We start from the raw sequence: 19,880 nt of genomic DNA, 5'->3' as shown, positions 1-19,880 counted from the left end.
TTAAGTTGAAAACTGATATCTGAAAAGCTTGTGGTTATGAAAAAACAAGTATTTTTATGGATTGCCGGATTGCTCTTTTCCGCGTCTGCGCTTTTGGCACAAGATGTACCGGTGGGTGTAGTTCTGGCATTTAAAAAAGGAAGCTCTCAGGAGCTGAACAAATTCCTGGGTGATAAGGTAGACCTCATCATTCAGAATCGTTCGACGAATGCTGACAAGCAAGCAGCAGAAAGTACCATGAATACTTTTTTTACTGAAAATAAGGTCAGTGCTTTTAATGTAAATCATCAGGGAAAGCGTGACGAATCGAGTTTTGTCATTGGTACCTTGACAACTGCTAATGGAAACTTTCGGGTGAATTGTTTCTTCAAAAGAGTACAGAACAAATATTTAATTCATCAAATAAGAATTGACAAAACCAATGAATAAGGAAAAAGAACTTATAGACAAGTTGATTGACCTTGCCTTTTCTGAAGATATAGGTGATGGTGACCATACCACCCTTTCGTGTATCCCTGCTACAGCAATGGGAAAATCAAAACTCCTCATTAAAGAAACCGGTGTATTGGCGGGCGTTGAAGTTGCTAAAGAGATATTTAATCGTTTCGACCCCACTATGAAGGTGGAAGTGTTTATCAATGACGGTACTGAAGTAAAACCTGGTGATGTGGTAATGATAGTAGAAGGAAAAGTACAATCGTTATTGCAAACAGAGCGTCTGATGCTGAACGTAATGCAACGTATGAGCGGTATTGCTACTATGACCCGTAAATACGCTCAAAAGCTGGTTGGTACGAATACTCATGTGCTTGATACCCGTAAAACAACACCGGGCATGCGTATTCTTGAAAAGATGGCTGTGAAGATTGGTGGTGGGGTGAATCATCGCATAGGGCTGTTTGATATGATCCTCCTGAAAGATAATCATGTGGATTTTGCAGGTGGCATTGATAAGGCTATCACTCGTGCAAAGGAGTATTGCAAGGAGAAAGGCAAAGATCTGAAAATAGAAATTGAAGTGCGTAACTTCGACGAATTGCAACAAGTGCTTGATTTGGGTGGAGTAGATCGTATTATGTTTGATAATTTCACTCCTGAGATGACAAAGAAAGCTGTTGAGATGGTGGCTGGCAAATATGAGACGGAATCATCCGGCGGTATCACTTTCGATACATTGCGCGATTATGCCGAATGTGGAGTGGACTTTATATCTGTGGGTGCTTTGACGCATTCGGTGAAAGGACTTGATATGAGTTTCAAGGCCTGTTGACAACTGATTTATTCTGATAAAATAAAATAGACTTAACCTCCTGTATGCTCAATCTATTGTAGTATGCAGGAGGTTGTTTATTATAGGTAAGTAATCGTTCAAAATTATATGATACTCTTATTGAAACGCAGAAACTCACAGATTCACGCAAAGCATATCATCGCTCAAGTATAGCGCAGCCATTTAATCTGCGAAAATCTGCGATCATTTGCGTTTCAATAAAATGTTGTCATAGTATGAACTAAATTTGAAGTACTACTTAAAGTCTATTGTTTTTTGTCTTTAACTTCTTTTAAATATTATCATTGCAGCATTTCTCAGAATGCTGCGTCTAACTAACAAACGACGCAGAGAGGCGTCCGTAAAAAAAGCACTGACATTGGAAAACGAGATAGAACTGATAAAGGGCTGCCGGGCAGGGAAAGATTCCGCTCGAAAGGAGCTTTATACCCTCTATTCTAAGCAGATGCTGGCGGTATGTTACCGTTATACGGGCGATATGGATGCGGCCCATGATGTGTTGCACGACGGTTTTATCAAGATATTCACCAATTTCTCGTTTCGTGGAGAGGCATCACTGTCTACATGGATCACGAGGGTGATGGTAACTCAGGCACTTGATTATCTCCGACGGCAAAAACGCATCACACAGGTGATGGTTCATGAAGAACAACTGCCCGATATCCCCGATATATCATCTGATAGAGGAAGCAGTATCTCCGAAGAACAACTGATGGCGTTTGTGGCTGAACTACCCGATGGGTGCCGAACCGTGTTTAACCTCTATGTGTTTGAGGAGAAGTCGCACAAAGAAATAGCAGGCATGCTTCATATAAAAGAGCATTCGTCTACTTCGCAACTTCACCGGGCCAAATATTTGTTAGCAAAAAGGATTAAAGAATATAGAAACCATGAAGAGAGAAAATGATGAAATAACCGATCTGTTCCGTTCGCGTCTTGGGCATGCCGAGATGACGGTAAGGGATGGTTTTTGGGAAGAGTTGAGCTGTGATGTGGCAGTTAGTAGCCATCAGCGCCGTCGTGTGCTATTCTTCCGGGTAGCTGCCGCAGCCTCTGTTTTATTAGTGCTGGCAGCATCTTCGGCAGCTTTCTGGTTTTTCTCACCGAAAGAAGAAATAGAAGAGGCATTTACACAATTAGCAGTTTCCGGTGTAGGAAATCTGGATGGTGATCGGGTGAATCAATCGTTCTCACCTGCCCATACCGAACCGGTATTGCAGAAACCGGCTCCTGGTCGGTATGCTATGTTGGTTCAGTCCGAAGGAGAAGAGGATGATTCGATATCAGTAACTGTATCTTTGTCATTCAGCTTTTCATCAACCACCTCAAGTCATCATGGGTATGGAAGAGAAACGGAGAATTCCGGAGAAAATATTTGGAAGGCAGGAGTAAACAATGAGCCTGCTACTACTGTTACAGAAGAACAACCTGTGAAGCCGGTGTTGGCAGAGGTTAAGAAACCACGTACCTGGGCTGTGAAAGCTGCTGTTGGTACGGCTCTTCCGGCAGGAAACGGGAAATATAAGATGCCTGTAATGGCAGGTGTCACGGTAGAGAAGATGTTGAATAAGTACCTGGGAGTAGAAACCGGATTGACTTATTCAAATTTTCGTTCAGAGAATCAGAATCTTCATTATCTGGGTGTTCCGGTAAAAGTGAATGTGCATCTGGCGGAAACAAAGAAGCTGGATTTGTATGCTTCTATAGGAGGAATAGTTGAAAAATGTATAGCAGGTGCGCCGAATAATGATTTTAAGAATGAGCCTGTACAGTTGGCTGTAATAGCCGGAGTAGGGGTTAATTATAAAGTAAATGACCGGATAGCACTTTTTGCAGAGCCGGGAGTATCGCATCATTTCAATACGGATTCAAAACTTGAAACGATACGTACAAAGCGTCCCACGAATTTTAACCTTATGTGCGGAATTCGCATGACTTATTAACCATTAAAAGAACGAACGTTATGAAAAAGACATGGATACTGCTGCTCACCGTTTTTGCGGTTTTCGCATTGACCGGATGCAGTAAAGAAACCCTGGACTATAATAATCCGGATGTTGATCTTTTTGTGAAGCAACTCAAAGCCGGAACCTATAATACAAAAAATGACAAAGGGATTGTTGAAGTCCCTCATTTTACCGAAAATGACATTCCCGAATTGCTGAATTATGCCGAGGATATGAGTGTGATCCCCTCATTTCCTTCCGTATATAACAGCAATAGTGGCAAGATCCGTTTGGGCGAATGCATTTTATGGACAGTAGAAAGTATTCGTCTGGGTTTTCCGGCTTCGATGGGGTGTCATATGGTAGAAGTGAATGCCGAAAATTACGAAGCAATCTATTTCTTGTCCGATGAAGAACTGCTGGATGCTGCAGTCCGTTACCGTCGCTGGTGGGAAAACAGGCAGTATCCGCGAACGGCATGGACCATTGATCCTTGCTACGACGAGCCGCTTTGTGGTAGCGGTTACCGCTGGTGGTAGGGTAGACTAAACAACTGAACATGGCTAAACGTTTTAATCTATTGCTGCTGATTTTTTCAGTGGCCGGGACAGTACATGCCCGATGGAAAAAGAAGGATGTACTACTAACTTATTAAAATGATTAATGCATTAGAGAATGACGAAGCGCTTTATATTATTTATATTAATCAGTCTGACTGCCTCAGTAGTCTGTTCGCAAGAATGGACCACACAGGATTCTATTAAATTGAATCGAATCCTGCAGGGCAACGAAGAGATTAAACTGAACCCGGAGGCTGTGAAACAGATTGATTTCGGTTCTGAAGTTATGGGCACTCCTCTCATGTCTACGGAAAAGAGCTGGATGTTGCCGGATGCGACGCTTCCGTCTGTATTGCCTAATACGTTGCCACTGAATAAAAAACAGATGCTTACCCTGCGTCCTTATAAGCCGAATACACCTTATGACTGGGATCCGGTATATCAAAAAAAGATAAAAGTAGGGCAGGACACCTGGCGGGGAGATCCCTTTTATAGGATAAAGACGCTGAGATCCTATACTAACATGGAAAAAGTTCCTCAAAAGCCGAAAAGAACAGGAGGGGTACCATCCGATATTGAAGCTGTGAACCTGCGATATAATCCGTTGATGGGGCAGGCAAATGGTGCAATGGCGGGTGTGGGCATTGGTGGCCTTGATTTTATGTCTATCTTTACAAAAGATTTTTGGGATGTGAAAGGGCGTGAACGACGTGGCCGTACGTTAGAGGTACTGAAAGCCTATGGCGATTCGACTACCAGGCTTATTCCGATGCCTATATTGCAGCCCATCGCTCATTGAACTATCTGAAAGCCCGATTTGTTTAGTAAATAGTTAAGGAGTATTCAGCATTCAAATAATTTAGTTGAAACGCAGATTAACGCAAATTTTCGCAAAGAATTGATTCAATTCAATTATCGCGTTGCTTTATAGTTTGCGAAAATTTGCGTTAATCTGCGTTTAATAAAAGACGTATTAGTATACAAAATAAAATCAAAACAAATTCAGTTTATGAATAGAATTTCTACTCTATTGGGTATTCGTTACCCTATCATTCAAGGCGGTATGGTGTGGTGCAGCGGTTGGCGTCTGGTATCGGCAGTAAGTAATTCAGGTGGATTGGGACTTATTGGTGCCGGGTCTATGCATCCGGAGGTTCTTCGCCAGCACATCCGTAAATGTAAGGCAGCTACCGATTTTCCTTTTGGAGTAAATATCCCTTTGATGTACCCTCAAATTGAGGAGATAATGAATATTGTGGTCGAAGAAGGAGTGAAAATCGTATTCACCTCTGCCGGTAATCCTAAAACGTGGACAGGTTGGTTAAAAGAACGTGGTATAACTGTCGTCCATGTAGTGTCTTCTTCTAAATTTGCTGTGAAGTGTGAAGAAGCCGGAGTAGATGCTGTTGTTGCTGAAGGTTTTGAGGCAGGCGGACACAACGGGCGCGAAGAGACGACTACATTCTGTCTTATTCCGGCAGTACGTCGTGCAACGACTCTTCCTTTGATTGCTGCCGGCGGTATTGCTACAAGCGAAGGTGTTCTGGCTGCTATGGTGCTGGGGGCCGAAGGTGTACAAATAGGTACCCGTTTTGCACTGACTTATGAAAGTTCTGCCAGTGATGTTTTCAAAGAGTACTGTCTGCGGCTGAATGAAGGTGATACGAAATTATTACTTAAAAAATTAGCCCCCACCCGTTTGGTTACGAATCATTTTCGTAATGCGGTAGAAGAAGCTGAGGCGCGTGGTGCTTCGGCAGATGAACTGCGTGAACTATTGGGAAGAGGGCGTGCGAAGAAAGGTATTTTTGAAGGTGATCTTGAAGAAGGAGAATTGGAAATAGGACAAGTAGCTGCTTTGTTTCGTCAGCAACAATCGGTGGCAGAAGTTATGAAAGAACTGACTAAAGAGTTGAAAATTGAAAGTTAGGCAGCGCTTCTATAATTGACAATTGACCACTGTCCATTGTCAATTGTCCACTGTCCATTATAGAAGCGCAGCTAACTTTCAATTTTCAACTTTCAATTTTCAATTCCAAAAACATCCGCTATAGCCTTATACACTACTTTACCTTCTACTATATTAAGACCGAGTGCTAATGCGGGATCATCTTTACAGGCTTGTTTCCATCCTTTTCCGGCAAGAGCTTTTATATACGGTAGTGTTGCATTTGTCAATGCTAAGGTAGAGGTATATGGTACGGCTCCCGGAATATTGGCTACAGCGTAATGTACGATGCCATCTATTATATAGGTTGGGTCACTGTGTGTGGTGGGATGTGAAGTCTCGAAACATCCTCCCTGGTCAATGGCCACATCTACTAATACCGTACCCGGTTGCATCATTTTCAGCATATCACGTGTAATGATGTGAGGAGCTTTATCTCCCGGAATAAGTACGGAACCTATCACGAGATCTACCGTCGGCAATTCCATTTTTAATCGTAGCTCTGAAGCATAGAGTGTTTTTACGTTTTTGGGTAATGTTTCGCTTAAATAACGTAAGCGGGCCAGGTTGATATCAGCTATTGTTACGTCTGCTCCCATGCCTGCTGCCATTTGTGCTGCATTACTTCCCACGATACCGCCACCAAGAATCAGTACTTTGGCCGGTTTTACGCCAGGTACACCGCCCAACAAGATCCCTTTACCACCTTGCGGACGTTCCAGAAAACGGGCCCCCTCCTGGGTTGCCATTCGTCCGGCAACTTCACTCATCGGTATTAACAGGGGGAGTGAGTGATCTGCCTTTTCTACTGTTTCATACGCCAGGCATACAGAACCATTCTCCATCATTGCCAGTGTCAACTCTTTATCGGAGGCGAAGTGGAAGTAAGTGAACAGTAATTGTCCCTTTTTAATAAGCTTGTACTCAGGAGCTATCGGCTCCTTTACCTTCACAATCATTTCGGCAATGGCATAAACTTCTTCCATTGTCGGCAGAATCTGTGCACCCACGGCAGTGTATGCCTCGTCCGGAAAGCCGCTGTTGATACCTGCAGTATGCTGTATATACACAGTATGCCCGCATTTCACAACTTCAGCAACTCCGGAGGGTGTCATACCCACGCGATTCTCATTGTTCTTGATCTCCTTTGGTACTCCGATAATCATAATGTTATTGTATTAAGGATTAATTATAGGCGAATGTACGGAAAAGATCCTTATACTATTACTCGTAACCGGATGTTTAACAGCATATTGTCAAAAATGAGTAGCCTTTGACTATTTCTGTTTATAATAGGTCGATCTTACTGTTTTTTGAATTAATTCTGCCGGTGGGTTTTAATATTTACCCGGAATGACGTACATTTGTGATTCTAAATAGATAAGTACTGTATCCTAATTAAATGATCGTATCATTGAAACGCAGATTATCGCAAATTTACGCAAAGAATATCGTCCCTTAAGTGTAGCAAGCCATCTAATCTGCGAAAATCTGCGATCATTTGCGTTTCAATAAAACATTGGTATAGTATGAATTAAATTTGAAGTACCACTTAATGAACTATATGAAACTATATATTGCAGCTTTGTTGCTTATCTGTAGTGTACAGGCTTTTTCGCAGGAAAAGCCACAGGCATCTTTTGTCCCGCCATTTGACTTTCCGTTGACTTTGAGTGGTAATTTCGGAGAAATACGTACCAATCATTTTCACGGCGGGCTCGATTTTAAGACCGGAGGTGTTATTGGAAAGCCGGTTCGGGCGTTGGCAGACGGGTATATCTCACGTATTCGTGTTACTCACGGATCGGGGTATGTACTCGATGTTTGTTATGATAATGGCTATTCTACCATCAATCGGCACCTTAGCGGATTTACAGGAGCTATTGCAAAGCGGGTAGAAGATTTGCAGTATAAAGAGGAGAGTTATGAAGTGGAAATTATTCCCGAACCGGGTGAATATCCTGTCAAAGCAGGACAGCAGATTGCGTGGAGTGGTAACACAGGCTATTCTTTTGGTCCGCACTTGCACCTGGATGTCTTTGAAACGGCTACGGGTGATTATGTAGATCCGATGCCTTTTTTCCTTAAAAAGATCAAAGATACGACTGCACCGAAAGTGGAGGGTATTATGTTGTTTCCTCAACCGGGCAAAGGGGTAGTGGAAGGAAGTCCGGAACATCGTACATTCTTACCTAATGTGGCACATCCTGTTGAAGCCTGGGGAGTGATTGGCACCGGTATCAAAGCATACGACTACATGGATGGTGTACACAATCGTTACGGAGTACATACGGTTGTCCTTACCGTAGATGGGGAAGAGGTGTTTCGCAGCACTGTGGATCGTTTTTCTCAGGAAGAGAACCGGATGATAAATTCCTGGACATGCGGACAATACATGAAGTCGTTTATTGATCCGGGAAATACCCTTCGTTTGCTGAAGGCCTCTAATGGTAATCGCGGTTTGGTGACTATTAATGAAGAAAGAGACTATCAGTTTTTGTATACGCTGACGGATGCGTTTGGCAATACTTCACGATGTCGTTTTACAGTGCGTGGAAAAAAACAGCCGATAGAGCCGTTACAACACCGTGAGAAATATTTCTTTGCCTGGGATAAAACCAATTTTCTGCAAGAACCGGGGTTAACGTTGGTTGTACCCAAAGGAATGCTTTATGATGATGTTGCTTTGAATTATCAGGTAAAAGCCGATAGTGGTGCCATTGCTTTCACCTATCAGTTGCATGATAAACCTGTTTCATTGCATAACAGTTGTGAATTGCGCATTGGCTTGCGGCGTAAACCAATAGAGGATACTACGAAGTATTATGTGGCACGTGTAACTCCCAAAGGTTTGTATGGTGCAGGCGGTAAGTATGAAGACGGGTTTATGAAAACGCGCATTCGTGAGTTAGGCACTTACACGGTTGCAATAGATACAGTCCCTCCTGTGATTACTCCGGTCAATCCTAAAAATTGGGCACGTACGGGAGAAATAGTGTATACCATCAAAGATAAGTCTACCGGAATCCGTTCTTATCGCGGAACCATTGACGGGAAGTATGCGTTATTTGGCAGGCCCAATATGATTCGTTCACAGTACGTATACAAGCTTGATCCGAAGCGTGTGAAGAAAGGCGGTAAACATACAGTAGAGATGGTCGCCACGGATGACTGTGGTAATGAAACGGTGGTGCGTAACACTTTCGTATGGTAAATAATCACATAATAAAGTAATATAACAACAATGAACAAGAAACTGATCCTTTGTGCTGCCTTTCTTGTGGCGGCTGTGGCGAATGCTTTCGCCTGTACCAATCTCATTGTCGGCAAGAATGCTTCTGCTGATGGTTCAACCATCGTTTCCTATTCTGCCGATTCATACGGGCTCTTCGGAGAATTATACCACTATCCGGCTGCTACCTATAAGAAGGGTACTTTGCTCGATGTCTATGAGTGGGATACCGGTAAATATCTCGGGAAGATTGAACAGGCACGCCAGACCTACAATGTCATTGGTAATATGAATGAGTTTCAGGTGACTATCGGTGAAACTACTTTTGGTGGACGTCCCGAACTGGTCGATTCTACCGGTGTCATCGATTATGGAAGCTTGATTTATATCGGTTTGCAACGTTCGCGTACGGCGCGTGAGGCTATTAAGATTATGACGGATCTCGTGCAGGAGTATGGCTATTATAGTAGCGGAGAGTCTTTCACTATTGCCGATCCTAATGAAATATGGATCATGGAACTAATAGGTAAAGGCTCCGGAATCCGTGGAGCTGTATGGGTAGCTGTCCGCGTGCCCGATGATTGTATTTCGGCACATGCCAACCAGTCGCGCATCCATCAGTTTGATATGAATGATAAGGAGAATTGCCTCTATTCGCCGGATGTGATTTCTTTTGCCCGCGAGAAAGGATACTTCAGCGGTGTGAATAAAGATTTTAGTTTTGCCGATGCCTATGCTCCGCTTGATTTTGGTGCACGCCGCTTTTGTGAGGCCCGTGTGTGGAGTTACTTCAATATGTTCACAGATCAGGGTAAGGCATTCCTTCCCTATATACAGGGTGAGACAAATGACCCCATGCCGTTGTTTATAAAACCGAATCGTAAAATCTCCGTGCAGGATGTACAGAATGCAATGCGTGATCATTATGAAGGAACGCCGCTCGACATTAGCAATGACTTTGGTGCCGGTCCTTATAAAACTCCTTATCGTCTCTCTCCGTTGAATTTCAAGGTGGATGGTCAGGAATACTTCAATGAGCGTCCTATCTCTACTCAGCAGAGTGGATTTGTATTTGTAGCACAGATGCGTGCCAGTATGCCCGATGCGGTGGGTGGAGTGCTCTGGTTTGGTACGGATGATGCGAATATGACAGTTTTCACTCCGGTATATTGCTGTACGGATAAAGTTCCTGTATGTTATACCCGCGTAGGTGGAGCCGATTATATTACTTTCTCCTGGGATTCTTCTTTCTGGATTTTCAACTGGGTATCCAATATGGTATATCCCCGCTATGATCTTATGATTGGTGATATCCGTGCTACACAGCACGAATTGGAAGGTACCTTCCATGAGGCACAGGCCGGTATTGAGAGTATGGCTACCCGTCTTTATCAGAAAAATCCGGATGAAGCAAAAGCTTTTTTAACCAATTATACCAATATGACGGCACAAAGCACTTTTGACACCTGGAAACGGTTGGGCGAGTTCATTATTGTGAAATATGCTGATGGGGTAATTCGCAAAATGAAAGATGGTAAATTTGAGCGCAACTCTATTGGTCAGCCGGCAGGTGTTATCCGTCCGGGGTATCCGAAAGAATTCCTTGAAGAATACGTAAAACAGACGGGTGAACGCTATAAAGTGAAAGAGTAAATAATAGATTATTTAAAATTATTTATTAGGAATTCTTATTTTATTCTTTTACATTTGTGACTCTGAGAAAAGATTAATCAAACATTAACCAATAAATAACAATCTAAATGGAGAATCAGGAACTCATCAAGCAGGTAACTGAGAAAGCCGAAAAATGGCTAACCCCGGCCTATGATGCCGAAACTCAGGCTGAAGTGAAACGTATGTTGGCAAACGAAGATAAAACTGAGTTGATAGAAGCATTCTATAAAGACCTTGAATTTGGTACAGGCGGTTTACGCGGTATCATGGGTGTTGGTAGCAACCGTATGAATATCTATACAGTGGGTGCTGCTACGCAGGGACTTTCCAACTATCTGAAGAAGAATTTCAAAGATCTCCCTCAGATTTCTGTAGTGGTAGGATATGATTGCCGTAACAACAGTGATCTTTTTGCCCGTATCTCTGCTGATATATTCTCTGGTAATGGTATTAAAGTGTATCTGTTTGAAGATATGCGTCCTACACCGGAAATGTCATTTGCCATTCGTCATCTTGGTTGTCAGAGTGGTATCATCCTGACAGCTTCTCACAACCCGAAAGAATACAACGGTTATAAGGCGTACTGGGACGATGGTGCACAGGTATTAGCTCCGCATGACAAAGGGATTATTGACGAAGTAAACAAGGTAACTTCGGCTGCCGATATTAATTTTAAGGGTAATCCTGATTTGATTCAGATTGTTGGTGAAGACATCGATAAACCTTATTTGGATATGGTAAAGACTATCTCTATCGATCCGGAGGCTATCGCTCACCAGAAAGATATGAAGATCGTTTATACACCGATTCATGGTACGGGTATGAAACTTATTCCGCGTGCATTGAAGATGTGGGGATTTGAGAATGTATATACCGTTCCCGAACAGATGATTAAGGATGGTAACTTCCCGACTGTAGTTTCTCCGAATCCGGAAAATGCTGAAGCATTGACTATGGCTGTGAATCTGGCTAAAGAGATAGATGCCGACTTGGTGATGGCAAGTGATCCTGATGCCGACCGTGTAGGTATTGCCTGCAAAGACGATAAGGGCGAGTGGGTACTTATCAATGGTAACCAGACTTGTCTGATGTATCTGTATTACATCATCACTCAGTACAAGAAGTTGGGTAAGATGACCGGCAAGGAGTTCGTTGTGAAGACCATCGTAACTACTGAACTTATCAAGAAGATTGCTGAAAAGAATAATATTGAAATGCTCGATTGCTACACCGGTTTCAAATGGATTGCCCGTGAAATTCGTCTGCGTGAGGGTGAAAAAGTATATATCGGTGGTGGAGAAGAAAGCTATGGTTTCCTTGCCGAAGATTTCGTTCGCGATAAAGATGCAGTTTCTGCTTGTTGCCTCATCTCTGAAATAGCTGCATGGGCAAAAGATAACGGTAAGTCATTGTATGAAATGCTGTTGGATATCTACGTAGAATACGGATTCTCCAAAGAAAAGGGTATCAGCGTAGTGAAGCCGGGTAAGAGTGGTGCCGAAGAGATCAAACAGATGATGGTAGACTTCCGCAACAATCCTCCACGCGAATTAGCTGGTTCTAAAGTAATTCTTTGGAAGGACTTCCAGACTTTGAAGCAGATTGATGCTGACGGTCGTGTGACGAAGATTGATATGCCGGATAAATCAAATGTTCTTCAGTATTTCACCGAAGATGGTGGTAAGGTTTCTATCCGTCCGTCGGGAACAGAACCTAAGATTAAGTTCTATATCGAGGTGAAGGGCGAGATGGGCTGTCGCAACTGCTTTGCCAGTGCCGATGCTGCCGCTGACGAGAAGATCGAAGCTGTAATGAAATCATTAGGTATTTAGTGGTGCTTCCCGCACGGGGAGATACGCCGAGCGATAATAAAGAAGCGGCTGGTTCGAATAGGACCAGCCGCTTCTTTTATTACTTCATGCCTTTCAAAGGCAAATATTTATTGGTATCTGTTTTCTTATTGGTCAATTGATCATCAAGACAGAAAATTTTAGTTGATTTACGTCGGCTGACTAATGGTGAAGCTATCTCTGATATACTGAATAGTATTGACTCTAGTTCATGGAATCCGATACAGATGATTTATCAGAGTGGATATCTCATGACTAAAGGATATGATGAAAGTTCTCTTGGAAATTGATAGATAGCCTTTGGAACACCTCCGTTCCGGAAGCTATTTTATTTTTGTATTTCTTTTTTTCCATCGCTTGGCGAATCTCCCCGTTGCGGGAAGGAAGTACATTTCGTTTTTTTTTGATTCTTTAGACTATTGGGGCTAATCATTCTGTGTTAAACGTTGTTCTATGAGCAACATCTAAACCAATAGTAATATGAAAGATTTAGTAGCTGACATCAAGTATGATGCCTCAGAAGTGATTAATCAGGCCGTGGGGCCAAGTAAAGAATTTTGCATGGGGTATATGAATCCCGGTGCTGGTGAGGGATACATCTCTACCATGAAGCTCTCCGTCGGTACAGTCGATGTGAAAGACCTCGATGCAGTAACTGAGAACATTGTTTCTTATGACCGTTGCGAGAAGAATGATGCTTATATCGGCCAGATCAACATGCTTACTGTCTCTTCTTTTTGTGGACTGAATGGTGCGGTCTGGGGTTTTGACCTTGCTAAACATGACGACATTGCAAGTGGAACAGAGAAGCCGATGTACATGCAATCTCAACCCGATGGACCTGATATTCCTGTTTACAATGTTCGTCCGCTACTCGAAGCTACCGAGCGCTTGTTCGGTAAAGAGCAACAACGCCGTTTTCCGCCTATGCCCGGTTCACACATTATCTGTGCTAATAAAGATGTCACTGCCCGTGGTCCGCTATGGGTATGGTCTGCCATTGGTATCGCCATTCTGAAAGACCGTAGCAAAGGTTCTTCTCTTTTTATTGAAGATGCCAATACCTACGGCAATGATTCTACTACAGAGTCTGAGATGATTGGCTATCTTGAAGGTACTCTTCGCAAAGTGACCAATAGTATCGCCTTGTGCGGACAAGATCAGGGAGTGGAATACGAACGTATCTATGTAGGTTACAAATACACATTCGTAGAACCTCATCAGGTAGGTTGTGCTCTTACCTGTGCCCCTTATATTAACCTCGCTCAGAATGCAATTCCTGAGGGTATGCAAGCTTCCGACCTGCGTCAACTCACTATCAGTGAGTGGGAAAAGAAATTGAAACTTGAAGAGTTGACTATCTGGTAATGGAGCCTTCCCTTCTGATTATTAACCATTAAAACCAAAAGAATTATGGATGAAAAAAGAGGAACCCGCTATCCGGTTTTCGGATTTGTAACCGGTGGAACCGGAGCGTTTAATGATGGCATACCACCTCAGCCGTACGAAACATTTGCATATGACCTTGCTTTGCATCAGGCTGGAATTGAAAACTTCAATGTGATACCTTATACTTCTGTGATGCCTCCCGAAATGAGGGGGAATCTGGTGTCTATCACTCCTGAGATGAATGATAAATTTCCTTATTTACCTTTCCGTCCCGACTTGAAAGATCAATTCCATCATGGGGCAATACTCGAAGTAATCATAGCCGGTCATGGTGCCAACTATGCCGAGCATAAGGCTATTGCTACAGGAGTTGGTATTGTGTGGGCAAAGAAGAATGGTAAGTTTATAGGTGGCTTTGCCGCAGAATATGTACAGTTCTACGACTCAAAGATTGATGATGAGATTGCTGGAGCAGAAGCCCGGATGTGGCTAACCAAATCGTTGAATCATGAACTTTCAATGCGTGGATTAGAACAGGATGGCGATAAGGAGCTGTTTCACAACTTCATTAACATTCCGAGTGATAATCCGTTTGCTTACTGCCTTACGGCTATTGGTTTCCTCAACTTCGGATATGCACCTTTAGTTAAATAATCATGGCTGATGGTTCAAAGAAATTAGGATTGGGCGGGCTGGTTGCCATTGTCTTTGGGTCTATGATCGGTGGAGGTATTTTCAATATCTCACAGAACATGGCTCAGGGGGCAGGGCTAGGGGCTACTCTCATCTCCTGGGTTATCTCAGGGGTAGGAGTGTTGTTCCTTGTGCTCAACTTCAAGATACTGGCTGATGCCCGTCCTGATCTCAATGCAGGAATTTATCAGTATGCGAAAGAAGGTTTTGGTAACTATGTAGGTTTCAATGTAGCCTGGGGCTATTGGCTCTGTGCCGCGATGGGAAATGTAGCTTTTGCTGTGATGCTCAATGATTCGTTCGGAGAGTTCTTCCCTGTATTGCTAAAGCATGGCTGGCAGACAGTAGTTTTCGGTTCTTTCTTCATTTGGGCAATGTACCTCATTGTGGCGCGTGGCGTAAAAGCAGCGGCGGCAATGAATACCGTTGTTACTATCGTGAAGTTTGCTGCACTGATTCTTATTGTTGTCATTCTCTTTATCTTTTTTAAGGTAGGAGCGCTGAGTTATGACTTTTGGGGGCATGTTTCTGATTTGGGTTCTCTCGGTACACAAATCAAGAGTACAATGCTTGTAACATTGTGGTGTTTCATTGGTGTAGAAGGTGCAGTTGTAATGTCTGCCCGCGCCCGGAACAGTCAGGATGTGGGTAAAGCCGGTGTCATCGGTTTTTTGCTGGCATTGGTGCTTTATGCGCTTATCAGTATTTTATCCTACGGTATCATGAAGCAACCCGAACTGGCTAAGTTAGATGATCCTTCAGTGGCTTACGTATTGAAAGCTGCGGTGGGAGAATGGGCATACACCTTTGTAGTCCTTAGTGTGATTGTCTCCGTTATCGGAGGATGGATTGCATGGACACTGTTGTGTGCACAAGTACCTTATACAGCGGCACAGGTGAAAATCCTTCCGAAGTCGTTTCTGCGTGAGAACAAACAAGAGACACCGATTCATGCATTGCTCATATCGAGCATTATCATGCAGGTGTTTATGATACTGGTAGCTATGGCCAAGTCGGTTTACGATGCGGCAATAGATATTACCGGCGTAATGATCCTTCCTGCTTACCTTTTCTGCGGCCTTTATCTGGTGAAGGCGAGCTTTACAAAAGGGGAGTTGAAGACTACCGATACAAAGAAGATTATGCAATACCGGATTATCGGTATCATATCTTCCGTTTTTTGCCTGTGGTTATTGTATGCAGGCAGTCTGTTGTTATTGCTCATTACTTCCATTTTCTATCTGGCGGGATTCTATTTCTATGTAGTGGCTCGCAAGCAGAATATGGTAAAGGGTGAAAAGGTATTCTCCCGTCCCGAATGCTGGTTGGCTATAGCTATTGCGGTTTGTTCTGTAATAGCTGTGGTGCTCATGGCTGAGGGAAAGGCAGGATTATAGAAAGAGAAAATACAGGTTGCGAGGGCACACGGGTTTATTGATACTTTTGAGAGAGGAACGGAGTGTTCGTTTCATTCATAAGTTGTTCGTTTGTAGTTTGTAAGTGCTTCGTAACCTGTATCTCTTTTTTAATTGTTTTTTATCCACCAATCGATCATTTTACGTGCCAGGCTGAGTTTACGTGGCAGTTCCGGTAGGTTCTCACGTGTGTAGAAAGCCCCTGAACTCAACTCTTCGTCTTGTAAACTGATTTCTCCACCGGCATAATCGGCAATGAATCCTACCATTAGTCCGCTGGGATAGGGCCACGGCTCGTTACCAAAATAAGTGATGTTTTTAATATCAAGTCCTGTTTCCTCTTTTACTTCGCGCATTACACATTCTTCCAGTGTTTCTCCGGTTTCCAGAAACCCTGCTACCAGGCTATAGAAAGTTCCTTTAAAATTTCGTGCATGTACCAATAGTAACGAATCTTCTTTACGTACCAACACCAGTATGGCTGCCGAAATAGAAGGATACATTTCGTTTCCGCATGCCGGACACCTTTTCATGATGGCATCTTTCATTTCCGTTTTTGTGCCACATACCGGGCAGAAGCGGCTATGCTGATCCCAATGTAGTATTTCAAAAGCTTTTCCGGCTGTATGGTATTGTTTCAACGGGATAAAATCATAAGAAGCACGTAGCCCGGTCATACAATATTCGTCGGATTCTTCTATGGGATGGCTGATGACGAAGGCTTTGCAAGGGTGTCCCTCCAGAATACATATTTCGTGTACATGGGTATCTGTCGGGATAGGTATAGGAGGTTGTTCGTTACAAGGGATTGTCAACTTATTATTCTGCTTTTTAAGTAGTAGCTGGTCTTTGTAGAATACAATCCACCAGGTAGTAGTTAATTTGCTCATTTCTTTAATAACTTTTTTATATCCGATTCATTAATCCATTGCTGTTGTGACGGGCGTCCGCATCCAATAGTAGTTCCCGTTTCCGGCATTCTCACCTGCCTCATTTGCGCCTTTTCGCAAGCTGTTTGCATGGCTTGCATGGGATCTTTCCGACGGGGTTTGATACTGGAATATTCTTTTGGAAAATCGAGTCCTAATTCTTCCATTAATAATTTTAGCTGCCGGCGTGGTTCTTTAGCATTCGGGTGTTCTTTGATGAGGTACATCAGTTTTCGGCGCTTGTCAAAAGGTTCCTGATATTCCCGCAGCATTTCTTTGTTTACAAAAGTGATGTAAGTAACCGTTCCGTTTCCGGCGTGGTCTATTACACTTAGTCCTTCGTTGTGTGCCAGGTATTTTGTATTGCGATGCCCACACATGACGGTATCTTTCAGAAGAGACAGATAGATGAATCTGATTATGTCATGTTCGTCATTATACCGGATACCTTTTGGCTTCAGATACCGGCTGTTGAGCCTCTTCATATAGTGGGGCGTCACCCGGCTACACCTGTATTCGTCGATGAGGTAGATGCCTCTTTCACCATATTCGTTGGTATAGAAGGTATAAAAGGCGTAATGAATGACCTTTGGATCTTCAAGCATGATCATAATGTTCCATACTATTCCTGTGCGGGGAGAGGTGACACTCACATGGCTCTCTACCGGAAACGACAGGGAATACTTCATTCCCCGTCCGGTTCTTGCCAGTAGTCCGATATATTCTTCGGATAAAAAATCCCACTCTTTATTCAGTTCTCCTTCTATCTGTATAGGTAGTAGCTTGTTGCTTAGTTCTTTCATTCTCTTTATGCTCTCATCAGGAATACCTCTGATTTAATAGAGTTACAAAGATATGAATTTTAAAGGATGATTTTCCTTTCCACTCCTATTTCATTTATAAAATATTTATCATGTGATACTACCAGCACTGTGCCTGTATAATCTCTGATGGTCGATGTGATAATTTCTATACTTTGAATATCCAGGTTGTTGGTCGGTTCATCCAGAATAAACATATCGGGTGTATTGTTACTGATCATCAGACAACAGAAGGCAAGCCGCATCTTTTCTCCGCCACTGAGTTTCTTACAAGGTTTATCCCATACTGTGGAGGGAAACAGATAGCGGTTGAGCCTGATTTTTACCTCATGTTCGGGCAGGTTGCGAATGTTGAAAGCTTCCGCTTGCTGAAGAACACTCCGTTCATTCTGAATGATAGAGTACTCCTGATTGAGGTAGACATATTTGAAATCGGCACGGAGTAATGTTCCTTCCTTGGGCGTGACATCTCCGGTGATGAGTTTGAGCAAAGTGGTCTTACCGCATCCATTTGAACCTTCAATGCAAAGACGGTCACCACTTTTCAATTGAAAGTTGAGTGGAGCTTTCCATAATAGTTCGTCTTCATAGCCAAAATTAATATCGGTTGCCGTAATCAGAATTTTCCCGGTGCGTAATCCTGAAGTATCAAAATCGGTTTTTAATACTGCCGCATCAGAAAGGGAACTTCTGATTTGAGTCATTTCACCGGTTAACTTTTCCGCTTTCTCAGCATGTATATCATTAAGTTTGGTGGTACTCTTTTCTGCTCTGTCTTTCAGCACATTCATCATAATGCGGGGAGTACCTTTCCTGGCACTTGCTTTCTCGCCACGCACATTCTGTTTTTCTTTTCGTTCGGCCACTTCGCGGGCTATCTTTCTGGCTAATCGTAGTTCTTTCTCTTTTTCTTCGAGTTGTTGTTGCAGGGCATTTAGCATGATCCCTTTTTGTTCTTTATAAAACTCATAGTTGCCTCCATAAGTGGTGATGTTGTTTTTTGTAAGTTCACAGGTGGTGTTCAGCAGATTGAGCAGTGTCCGGTCATGGCTGACAACAATAAGTGTGGAAGCTGCTTTCTTTACGAAATCATAAAGCCGTTTTCTTCCCTGAATATCCAGATGGTTGGTCGGTTCATCCAGCAGAATTACGGAAGGAGAATGTATTTCCATACCAGCCAGGAATACCCGGGTTTTCTCTCCGCCACTGAGTTGGCACAGGGGGAGTGAGGCTGGTTTATCTCCTAATCCCCAGGACTCTAAAGCAGCTTGTATTCTTTCTTCAATATTCCAATCTTCATCAAGAGTATTAAAGTTTTCTACAGACACATCACCGTTCAGTATGGCGTGTAGTGCTTCTATTTTTTTGTCTACTCGTAAGGCTTGTGCAATGGTCTGCCCGTCATATTGTCCGAAATGTTGGGGAATATAATAGATATCGTCCGGCCGGACTACCGTTCCTGATGAAGGCGGCAGCCATCCGGCTATAATCTGTAGCAGGGTCGATTTGCCCGAACCATTATTTCCGATTAATGCAATCTTTTGTCCCTTGTTTACGGAGAGGTTAAGGTCTTTAAACAGAATTTCTTTATCTGCATGTATATACGTGATTTGTTGAATGGATATACTCATACTAACTACTGGGTTTGAATGTTAAATACTTGGGATAATTAAAAAAGGGAGGGGAGGGACAAACACAATAGTGACTAAACATGCACGTTTGTGATGCTTAGCGTCAATAGAAAGATAGCATATAAAAAGTGATGTTTACCGAAATGTGTTGTCTTACTTGGATATTCTCATCGGGGTAGTTTAAATTGATTCGGCGGCAAAGATAGATTAAAAAATGGAATAGACAAAATAAAGATTCATTTGATAAATGTGTAGTTGTCAAAAAAGCAATTATAAAAATCCTTTAAGAGAGAATATAAGGTAGAATATAAATACTCACTCTGATGTAATCTGCTGATTTATAATGAATATAAACCTCCAGTTTAAAGATAGGCAAGAGTGTACAATTATGCGAGTGTTAATTGTACACCTTTGTCATACTAAAATGGTTCTTCTTCAATTTAGTTGAACCGTGTTTGATAAGTCACTTTTGCAAAGTAGGCTCTATGGGATTCAAAATCA

17 protein-coding genes are annotated in these 19,880 nt (G+C 42.8%); 13 read left to right on the top strand and 4 right to left on the bottom strand.

Annotated features, from left to right (window positions below; all coding sequences use genetic code 11):
• Positions 1 to 36 precede the first annotated feature (36 nt).
• The 7 genes from HCG69_RS13255 to HCG69_RS13225 all read left to right on the top strand — a co-directional run bounded on the left by HCG69_RS13255 (position 37) and on the right by HCG69_RS13225 (position 5,727).
• Positions 37 to 429: a DUF4783 domain-containing protein gene (locus HCG69_RS13255; RefSeq protein ID WP_221650421.1), complete on the top strand. Its 393-nt coding sequence runs from the start codon at positions 37 to 39 to the stop codon at positions 427 to 429.
• Positions 422 to 1,270, top strand: coding sequence for a carboxylating nicotinate-nucleotide diphosphorylase (nadC, locus tag HCG69_RS13250; protein WP_221650420.1), 849 nt, complete (start codon positions 422 to 424; stop codon positions 1,268 to 1,270). Before HCG69_RS13255 ends, nadC begins: the two co-directional genes overlap by 8 nt.
• 379 nt (positions 1,271 to 1,649) lie before the next feature.
• Positions 1,650 to 2,198 (top strand): RNA polymerase sigma factor, encoded by a 549-nt coding sequence (locus HCG69_RS13245; protein ID WP_044095369.1) that lies wholly within the window; start codon positions 1,650 to 1,652, stop codon positions 2,196 to 2,198.
• Positions 2,182 to 3,234, top strand: a complete 1,053-nt coding sequence (locus HCG69_RS13240) for an outer membrane beta-barrel protein (RefSeq protein ID WP_221650419.1) — start codon at positions 2,182 to 2,184, stop codon at positions 3,232 to 3,234. Before HCG69_RS13245 ends, HCG69_RS13240 begins: the two co-directional genes overlap by 17 nt.
• A 20-nt stretch (positions 3,235 to 3,254) precedes the next feature.
• Positions 3,255 to 3,776: a DUF4943 family protein gene (locus HCG69_RS13235; protein ID WP_221650418.1), complete on the top strand. Its 522-nt coding sequence runs from the start codon at positions 3,255 to 3,257 to the stop codon at positions 3,774 to 3,776.
• Between the two features lie 136 nt (positions 3,777 to 3,912).
• Positions 3,913 to 4,596, top strand: a complete 684-nt coding sequence (locus tag HCG69_RS13230; RefSeq protein WP_221650417.1) for a DUF4858 domain-containing protein — start codon at positions 3,913 to 3,915, stop codon at positions 4,594 to 4,596.
• Between the two features lie 210 nt (positions 4,597 to 4,806).
• Positions 4,807 to 5,727: a nitronate monooxygenase family protein gene (locus tag HCG69_RS13225; RefSeq protein ID WP_221650416.1), complete on the top strand. Its 921-nt coding sequence runs from the start codon at positions 4,807 to 4,809 to the stop codon at positions 5,725 to 5,727.
• A 92-nt stretch (positions 5,728 to 5,819) separates the two neighbouring features.
• On the opposite strand, the gene ald is transcribed toward HCG69_RS13225, so the two are convergent.
• A complete protein-coding gene (gene ald, locus HCG69_RS13220; protein ID WP_221650415.1) occupies positions 5,820 to 6,911 on the bottom strand; it encodes an alanine dehydrogenase in 1,092 nt (363 codons plus the stop codon).
• Positions 6,912 to 7,309: 398 nt separating this feature from the next.
• Here ald and HCG69_RS13215 point away from each other — a divergent pair, with 398 nt between their 5' ends.
• The 6 genes from HCG69_RS13215 to HCG69_RS13190 all read left to right on the top strand — a co-directional run bounded on the left by HCG69_RS13215 (position 7,310) and on the right by HCG69_RS13190 (position 15,980).
• On the top strand, positions 7,310 to 8,959 hold the full coding sequence (locus tag HCG69_RS13215; protein WP_221650414.1) for a M23 family metallopeptidase: 1,650 nt from the start codon (positions 7,310 to 7,312) through the stop codon (positions 8,957 to 8,959).
• Between the two features lie 30 nt (positions 8,960 to 8,989).
• Positions 8,990 to 10,630 (top strand): C69 family dipeptidase, encoded by a 1,641-nt coding sequence (locus HCG69_RS13210; RefSeq protein ID WP_221650413.1) that lies wholly within the window; start codon positions 8,990 to 8,992, stop codon positions 10,628 to 10,630.
• A gap of 107 nt (positions 10,631 to 10,737) precedes the next feature.
• The gene (locus HCG69_RS13205; RefSeq protein WP_195349319.1) at positions 10,738 to 12,483 is read left to right on the top strand and encodes a phospho-sugar mutase; all 1,746 of its coding nucleotides are present in this window, start codon (positions 10,738 to 10,740) and stop codon (positions 12,481 to 12,483) included.
• Positions 12,484 to 12,981: 498 nt separating this feature from the next.
• On the top strand, positions 12,982 to 13,869 hold the full coding sequence (locus HCG69_RS13200; RefSeq protein WP_221650412.1) for a histidine decarboxylase, pyruvoyl type: 888 nt from the start codon (positions 12,982 to 12,984) through the stop codon (positions 13,867 to 13,869).
• 45 nt (positions 13,870 to 13,914) lie between these two features.
• Positions 13,915 to 14,544: a pyruvoyl-dependent arginine decarboxylase gene (locus tag HCG69_RS13195; protein WP_007486558.1), complete on the top strand. Its 630-nt coding sequence runs from the start codon at positions 13,915 to 13,917 to the stop codon at positions 14,542 to 14,544.
• A 2-nt stretch (positions 14,545 to 14,546) separates the two neighbouring features.
• Positions 14,547 to 15,980, top strand: coding sequence for a basic amino acid/polyamine antiporter (locus tag HCG69_RS13190; RefSeq protein ID WP_221650411.1), 1,434 nt, complete (start codon positions 14,547 to 14,549; stop codon positions 15,978 to 15,980).
• A gap of 128 nt (positions 15,981 to 16,108) precedes the next feature.
• Here HCG69_RS13190 and nudC read toward each other — a convergent pair whose 3' ends face one another.
• From nudC to abc-f, 3 genes are read right to left on the bottom strand one after another with little or no spacing between them, the layout of a single operon-like run.
• Complete coding sequence (nudC, locus tag HCG69_RS13185) at positions 16,109 to 16,888, bottom strand: NAD(+) diphosphatase (protein WP_221650410.1); 780 nt, start codon at positions 16,886 to 16,888, stop codon at positions 16,109 to 16,111.
• Positions 16,885 to 17,730 carry a hypothetical protein gene (locus HCG69_RS13180; RefSeq protein ID WP_221650409.1) on the bottom strand — a complete coding sequence of 282 codons (846 nt, stop codon included), beginning with the start codon at positions 17,728 to 17,730 and terminating at the stop codon, positions 16,885 to 16,887. Before HCG69_RS13180 ends, nudC begins: the two co-directional genes overlap by 4 nt.
• Before the next feature lie 59 nt (positions 17,731 to 17,789).
• A complete protein-coding gene (abc-f, locus tag HCG69_RS13175; RefSeq protein ID WP_221650408.1) occupies positions 17,790 to 19,379 on the bottom strand; it encodes a ribosomal protection-like ABC-F family protein in 1,590 nt (529 codons plus the stop codon).
• Between the last annotated feature and the right edge of the window lie 501 nt (positions 19,380 to 19,880).

Origin of the sequence: Bacteroides sp. K03 (assembly GCF_019734355.1) — a bacterium.
GTDB classification, from domain to species: domain Bacteria; phylum Bacteroidota; class Bacteroidia; order Bacteroidales; family Bacteroidaceae; genus Bacteroides; species Bacteroides nordii.
Note: the sequence above shows the minus strand (reverse complement) of the source record. Positions and strands in the feature narration are given on the sequence as shown.